The organism is Methanosarcina sp. 1.H.T.1A.1 (genome assembly GCF_000979295.1).
GTDB lineage: Archaea > Halobacteriota > Methanosarcinia > Methanosarcinales > Methanosarcinaceae > Methanosarcina.
In genome coordinates this window covers 52,275-60,440 of record NZ_JJQY01000043.1, presented here as the reverse complement: position 1 = coordinate 60,440, position 8,166 = coordinate 52,275, and the positions used below count along the sequence as shown (strand labels likewise).

Below are 8,166 nucleotides of genomic sequence, written 5' to 3'. Positions count from 1 at the left end.
TAGGAGTCCGTCTCGTGGGCTCGGAGATGTGTATAAGAGACAGGCCATAAGCACCAAGCCTTTTGCAACGGATGAAACGCATGCGACATATGATGAAGAGTATGTGAAGAGGTTCTGGCAGGTCCTTGTACAGGTCGATTCGATCTTTCAGGTTTTCAGGGGCCGGTTTATAGGGAAAAGTTCTCCTGTGGCTTTCTTCTGGCACCACGTTGACCTCTCTCTTTCCCGGTTTTCGGGCAGAGCTGTCCCTGTGAGAGAGGGAGCAGGTGTAGTTGAACGTGAATCTTCTTCGCATGAGATAATCGGCTTCGGATTCTGGGCAGGGGACCCGAATGTAAGGGAGCCGGCTTTTTACGCTTTTATGCACCCGCAGCCCGAAGGGCTTATGGACGAGCCGCTGAGCCCGAAAGAAGCTTTTTGGAGTCCTGAATCCGGGCTTGCCCTTCTCATGTATAACAGCATCAGGGAAGCGGAGGCTCCTGAGCAGAAGGTGCTGGATTTCCTGGAAAGCGTGTATCAGGCAGGGGCAAAAAAGGCTAACTGGGATATAGAGGCTTTCAGGCTCCCTTCATATGAAAAAACTTGAAAAGCACCTTAATGAGCGACCTAAAGAGCTGCCTGATATACTTGAAAGGTGGAAAGAACTGAAACCTGAGTTAAAAATTAAAGAGTTTCCAGGCTTTTTGCCGGATTATCTCTTCAGTTTTTTCCCTTAACTTCTCTTTAGTTTCCTTTTTCTATTGACTTTTTGTTTAAGAAAAACCAAATCCTAAAAGTAGCCGCAAAGAGAGTGGCAAAAAACCTGAAGGTTAAGAAGGTCATAAAGTAACGACTCTTGAAATGGTTAGTATCCTTGCTCCTTTTACGCTGCTGTAAACCTTATAGTGAATTCCATTCCGTTGTCTTTTTTCAGTTCAAATCCACCTTCTAACTGGTCTACAAGGGTAGTTACCAGTTGTATGCCAAGACCTTCGGAATTTTCCAGATCAAAACTTTCAGGCATACCTATTCCGTTATCTGATATTGTCAGAATAAAACTGGTGCCCTTTAAGCCCTCATTATTGCTTCCTGCTCTATTGTCTTTGCTTTCCTGGGAGTCTTCTCTACAAAGTTTGATTTGAATTATCCCATTATCTCTGTCGGCAAATGCATGTTTGAGAGAGTTTGAAACAAGTTCGTTGATGATTATACCTAATGGGACTGCAGTATCCATATCAAGGAAAATGTTTTCTTCCAGATTCATATTTAAGCTTGTACTGGCATTTCCAAGCCTGTATGTCTGGAAAAGATTCTTAGTGAGTTCCTCAACATATGACGAAAAGTTCAGTGTATCGAGCCCTCCACCTTTGTACAGTTCCTCATGGATAAGAGCCATTGATATTACTCTGTCCTGACTTTCCCTGAAGGCTTCCAGGACTTCCAAACCCTTTACACATTCTCTGTTGTTGAATTTTTCAGCCTGGAGATCCAGCAGGGAGGAGATTACCTGCAGGTTATTCTTGATCCGATGGTGAATTTCTTTTTTACGGGCAGTTTCGATATTCGAAAGGAACTTTTCTGTCTCTTTTCTTTCGGTCACATCATAAATCGTACCCTGATAGAATTCCGGCTTTCCATCCTTTCCCTGAATTTTCTGGTAGATTTCATTAACCCATCTGATTCTTCCGTCCCTGTGCTTTATACGAAATTCGGTTTCTTCGTAACCAATGGATTGAGAACTTTGAATCTTTTCCTCTTCTTTGAGAACGAAAGACAGGTCTTCCGGATGGATTATGTCTTTCCACTTAATCCAGGACATAAACTCTTCTTCGCTATACCCGGTGATCTCTTCAACAGCACCATGCAGAAATAGAGGAACAAAGTTTTCATCAAGCTGGAAAGCAATCCCATGGAAATTCTGTATGAAAGAGCGGTATTTCCTCTCACTCGCTTCAACGTTTTTTATTGCAAGTTTCCATTCCGTAATATTTTTAATAACTCCTATGGCTCTGTATACCTTTCCGTCGTCACTTTTTAGCCAGACTCCATAGTTTTCGGCATAGATGTAGTTGCCATCTTTTTTTCTGAACCTGAATTCTACCTGAAATTTTTTATCTTCCTCAAAAGACTTCATCAGGTTCTCAAGCAGTTCCATCCTGTCTTCAGGATGCACATGTTCTATCCAAACCGATTTATCTAAATTCTCTAACTCTTCCGGATCGTACCCTGTTACTTCCCGTATAGCTCCTGCCCATCTGACTTCATGTGTTTCGAAATCGAAATCGAATATAACCTGCCCGGTCTGTTCGGCTGCTGTACGATATCGTTCTTCACTTTCTTGAAGTTTTTTACTGGCAAGTTTTTTCTCTGAAATATCTTTCAGTACTCCTATAGTCCCGTAAGGCTGACCCTCATAATCCGTAAGCCAGACTCCATTATTTTCTATATAAATGCAAGTTCCATCTTTATTTCTCAACCTTAATTCTTCCTTAAATCTGCCTCCGGTATTTCTCACACTCTGAAATTTCTCATCCCCTCGATTCATATCTGTGGGATGGATATTTTTAATCCAGACTTCCTTGCCAAGCTTATGGATTTCTTCAAAACTATACCCTGTAACTTCTTCTATGGCACCTGCCCAGCTGCTCTTATCTGTTCTTAAATCGTACTCATATACCACCTGTCCTGTCTGCTCTGTGGCAATCCTGTATCTTTCCTCGTTTTTCCGAAGTTTTTCTTCTGCTATTTTACTTTTGGTTATATCTCTAGCAATAACCGAGATATCGGTCAGCTTTCCGGATGCATCAAAAACCGGAGAAATAGTTAGTGAGACATTTATTATCCTACCATCCTTTCTTAACCGTAGAGTCTCATAATTGTGGATTTTATCTCCCTGTTTAATCAGTTCAGCCAATTCTTCTGTTTCTTCAACTAATATGGATGGCTCCAGAATGGATATGGGCTTTCCCAGAACTTCTCCAGATGAATAACCATAAATTTGCTCTGCACCTTTATTCCAGCTGGTAATGATGCCATCAAGGGATTTGATTATAATGGCATCGTTCGAATATTCCACAATATTCGCCAGATTCTGAATTTTCTCTTCTGCTTTCTTGCGCCTGGAGCTTTCTATCTGTTCCCATTTTCCTTCCCTTTTGATCAAAGCAAATTGGTGGTTGATGACCACATCGATGATCTCAGCTACGTTGCACCAGTCGAGAGGATATGTACAGAGAGCAATCATCTGGTAATTGCCAATGACATCGTTTACCTGTTCCTCATAATCATCAAAATCACTCCAATCCTTTTTTTTCAGCCGGAAAGAATTTCCCAACCTCAGACCGTCATAGCCATTAGTCAGGGCCTGGTTGAGTTTTTCAACCCAGCCATTTAAGACTCTCTCCGAATCGAAATTGCCCTCTTTTAAATACCAGTAAGTGTAGGGAAAAATTTCTATTTGCCCTCGCTCCAGATAAACATCAAAATCAGGAACAGCCCTTCTAAGGGCTTCTTTTGCCTCTTCTACTTCCGAGGGTTGTGATACGATCCACATACAAAATTCGTTATTTTCCAGCCCGGCCTTGAAATATGGGGCCAGTGTGTCCACCAAATCTTCTTTTGTCTGGTAAAATTGACAGAAATGGGTTCCCCAGGACACGTCTCCAATAATATCAATGCCAGATTTTCTCAGGCTTTCTCTCATTTTACACCTTCTCCGACTTGAGGATGTAAAGGCAAAAATTTCGTTTTCTCATGGTATGTGTGCCCTGCCTCCCCTCTCCACGTTTCACAATTTCGGCTCTTCGCTGTTTTGGGTTTTGGGAGTCAGTTACCGAAAACCGTAAGCATAAGAATCTCTCTACTTTTTTCCAAACACGGGTGGAGTGTGCTTGTTTTTTCAGATTTGATCAACGACTCACCCTCCCGATCCTATTTTGTATATTATAGTTCTCGCAATAAAAAACAACACTTCATAAACTGAACAAAGTGCATTCAGTTTATGTTTAAAGTGTATTTCGTAAGTTTACTCTTTTAACATATAATAGTTCATTCATAAGATTAGAAGTTACGCACTTGTGATGAAAAAACAAGCACGTGAAACCTTAACAAGAACATTATTAGTTAGACTCTTTGGTGTCTCATGCAACTGGTTTTTGGTTCAACTGCGTAAGTCCTAAAGATTTTAATGAGCCGATCCCAAAATTAAAAATTTGCTTCTTTGGATCTAGTATTTTAAGTGACCAATCGAGCTTACGATCATGAAAACAATCCTGAATAATTATGATGATAAGAATAAAAATGGATTTTTGGATCAGCTCAATCACTTATAGTCACCTCTGCATATAACGCAACATTCTTATACCTGGTATATGGCAACTACCCAACGCACCAAAAAACAGTCTATTGATGTTGATTTGGAGTTTTCAAAAACATGTAATTGCCAACTCCTGCAAAACTGAAAAACATAATAAATAGACAACAAGTAAAGAGAATGGGCTCCCAAAAATTTGCCCATTAAATCTTAACTTGATCTAATGCACCCGCAGCTCGTGGGGTACCTGTTTCGCCATCTTCAAAGACAGCGAATCCAGATTTTCCGGCACCTGAGTTGTTTTTATTAGGGCTATCTCCTCCACTCTCTTGTGAAGGTCAGCCACCGGCCCGAACAGGTCCCTTTTTTAGTCGTGGTCTTCCTTCTTCGTATTTTCTGGTTTGATTTCCCTCTCCGTAGTTGCAATGGCATATACCTCCCCGGCTTCATTCACCAATGAGGTGGCGGTCAGCCACACATCCATTATCCGGCCGTCTTTGGTGAGCCGCTGTGTGCGGTAAGGTTCCAGAACTTCAGTGTGGATAAGCTTCTTCAGTGTGCCCAACTCTTCTTCTTTCCGGTTCGCCGGAATCAGGCTGCTAATATTCATCGTCAGTGCCTCGGCTTCTCTCCAGCCGTAAATCTTCTCAGCCCTCGGATTCCAGGCCAGGATGTGACCCTCCATATCCTGCAACGTTATAGCATCGCTCGCGTCGTGCACTACCACGGCCAGGCGGCGTATGGTCTCGGATTCCTTCAGAATCTCCCTTGCCCGCTTCATCTCGGTAATATCAGTAAAGGTAATCACCGCTCCCTTGATTACGTTTTCAAGGGTGCGATAGGGCCGGATACGCAGCAGGTACCACGAGCCCTCCCGGGCCTGGACTTCAATATCTTTGGGTACCAGACTGTCCAGCACCTCCTTTACATCTTCTACCAAACGGGCATAACCCAATAGGTTTGAGACGATGTGCCCAACCGGCCGTCCCACATCGGTTGGGATCAGATTGATTACCTGTGTAACGGCAGGAGTGAAGCGCAGGATGCGCAGTTGATGGTCCACAAAGATGGTGCCTATACCCGTGCCGGCCATCAGGTTGTTCATATCGTTAATGGCCTGCGACAGATCTTCCACCTTTTTCTCCAGTTCGGTATTGACCGTAGCCAATTCCTCGTTAACTGACTGCAGTTCCTCCTTGGAAGTCTCCAACTCTTCGTTGGTGGATTGCAGTTCCTCGTTGATTGACTGCATCTCTTCGTTGGAGGATTTGAGTTCTTCATTAGAGGTCTCCAGTTCCTCATTGGAAGCTTTGAGATGTTCTTCCTTAATCTGTAGTTCCCGCTTCAGCTCTAAGATGCGCGCGTCACCTTCCATTGAGCTCTCAAAGGTGCCTTCACCGGCACCTATGGCGGTGGCTTTCCCGGTTTGACTCTGCTCCGACGTCTTCGGTTCCTCAAAAGTGACTAGGAACAGGTTTGGCCCGGTGGCGGCGGCAGGGTCTGACGCCACAGGTCGTAGTGCCAGATTGACTGTAGTGAAGTCACCATTGGTTTTGACCCGCAGCCCGGGGTGGAATACCGGCTCTTTATTGACCGCGGCTTTGTACAGGTCCGTGGCCAACTCCTGCCGCAATCCCTCGCGAGCCATCTTCAGGATATTCAGGCCAGCCTCACCAGGAGCCGGTTCCAGGTACATGCCGGTACGGCCATGAAGATAGAGGATGTCGCCTCGCTGGTTGACGAGCACACCGACCGGAGCGTAATGTTGCAGCATCGTCTGTTCGGTCAGCTCGCGCAGCTGAGGTTTGCTTTCGCTAGGAGCCTTGCCGGATGGTCTTTGGATCTCCCTGCTTTCCGGTCTTGATGGCATAAATGTCCCTATGGGAGGGCGTCCACTGCTAACATCCTTTTTGCGATACAGCTTCGACTTGCGGTCCAGCGTGTCAAAAAAGTTATCGAACTCACCCACGGTCTCGGAGGGACCAAGGAAGAGAAATCCGCCCGGGTTCAATGCGTAGTGGAAGAGGGGGATGAGCTTCTTCTGCAGTTCCCTGTCCATATATATCAGCAAGTTGCGACAACTGAGCAGGTCAAGTTTGGAGAACGGTGGGTCTTTGATAATGTCCTGCTCAGAAAAAACAATCATGTCACGGATACTTTTCCGAATGCAGTAGCTGCCGCTTGAATCCTGGGTAAAGAAGCGCTCCAGCCTTTCCGGTGAGATATCGATGGAGATGCTGGCGGGATAGACGCCGCTGCGGGCTTCTCCGATGGCCCGGCTGTCAATATCGGTTGCAAAGATTTGTACCTTGAATATTTGCTTCAACATTTCCATCTGCTCCTGGAGCAGGATGCCGATAGAATAGGCCTCCTCACCTGTGGAGCAGCCGGGCACCCAGATCCGTATCGTTGAATCCGGGTGCTTGTCGGTAAAGAGATGCGGGATGACTTTCTCCAGGAGTGCCTCGAACGCCGTTGGATTGCGGAAGAAACTGGTGACGCCGATTAAAAGGTCGTGAAAGAGTGCCTTCACTTCGGCAGGTTTTTGCTCTAAATAACGCACATACTCATCTACACTCTTGATATTCTGGATGGCCATACGCCGATCGATGCGGCGGCTGATGGTGTTCTGCTTGTAATGGGAAAAATCGTGGCCGTTCTGGGCGCGCAGCAGGTTGAATATCTTTTTCATCGCGTCTTCGGCCTTGAGGACCGCATGGGGTCTTTTTCCAAAGGCCTGGGTGACATAGGTAATGAGCTGGGCCGGCATCTCGGCAGGCTCCAGGATGTAGTCTACCAGGCCTGTGGCAATGGCGCTGCGCGGCATGCCGTCGTACTCGCTGGATTTGGGGGTCTGCGCCATCAACATGCCGCCCTCGGCCTTGATCGCACGCATTCCCAGTGTGCCGTCGCTGCCGGTACCCGAGAGTACGATGCCAATGGCCAGCTCTTGCTTGCCCTGAGCCAGGGATCTGAAGAATAAATCAATCGGAAGACGATGGCCGCGCGGCTCGACCGGTTCCAGCAACTGCAGTGCACCATCCTGAAAAATCATGTCGTGGTTAGGCGGAATGACGTAGACGCAGTCAGGATGGACAACCATCCCGTCCTTGACCTCGTAAATCGGCATCCGTGTATAACGCCCGATCAGGTCGGTGAGGATGCTCTTGTGGTTAGGGTCCAGGTGCTGCACCAGGATAAACGCCATGCCGGGATTGGTGTCGTCGGGAATAGCTGAAAAGAAATTCCCGAACGCAGCCAACCCACCAGCCGATGCGCCTATGCCCACGATGGGAAAGTCCTCTTTTGGGGATTTATTCGAGTCTGCATCCGGGACAGGGAGTTTACTATGGAAGTTTCTTGTGCAGTATGCAGCTTTTCCTCTTTGCCTGTGGCTTCCTTTTTTTTGATCATATTATCGCATCCTTTCATGCCTGAAACTGAATCGTTGTAATGCCCTTCATGTGTGTACTAGATGATGGAAGTAGCTGCCAGGTTTACGCACATAATCTTGGACAGGTTTGAACTCATAAAGATAGATGAAATCCAGGGAGTTTTCCACTAGACGGATGTATTTTTTAAGCCTTAACCTTAGTAAAAAAATACTTCCAGGCGAATACCCATGCCCTCTTACCATTGGCCAAGGGGTTGGAGAATTTCCCAAATTATTTTTACTCACCTCTAATGCAATCTCTCCCTAAAAAGTAACTCAATTAGATTCCCTTCTCACGTCAGGTACATTCGTTGCCGTTTTTCCAATAATGTCTTAAATCTTTAAATTCTTCAAAAAGGACTAAATAGATAATATCTCTAACAGATAATTTAACAGATAGTATTCTCTTGTTCTAATAGATAATATTCTCTTGCGTTTTTCG

At 45.5% G+C, this 8,166-nt stretch carries 2 protein-coding genes; both read right to left on the bottom strand.

Going from position 1 to position 8,166, the window contains the following annotated elements; translation table 11 throughout:
• Positions 1-862: 862 nt before the first annotated feature.
• Positions 863-3,682, bottom strand: coding sequence for a PAS domain S-box protein (locus EO95_RS16665; RefSeq protein WP_052733503.1), 2,820 nt, complete (start codon positions 3,680-3,682; stop codon positions 863-865).
• 976 nt (positions 3,683-4,658) lie between these two features.
• On the bottom strand, positions 4,659-7,580 hold the full coding sequence (locus tag EO95_RS04635; protein WP_235282859.1) for a chemotaxis protein CheB: 2,922 nt from the start codon (positions 7,578-7,580) through the stop codon (positions 4,659-4,661).
• Positions 7,581-8,166: the final 586 nt, after the last annotated feature.

What these genes read in the sequence shown, in the direction of transcription:
- EO95_RS16665 (WP_052733503.1), bottom strand. Translation starts at nt 3,682, where the DNA reads ATGAGAGAAAGCCTGAGAAAATCTGGCATTGATATTATTGGAGACGTG.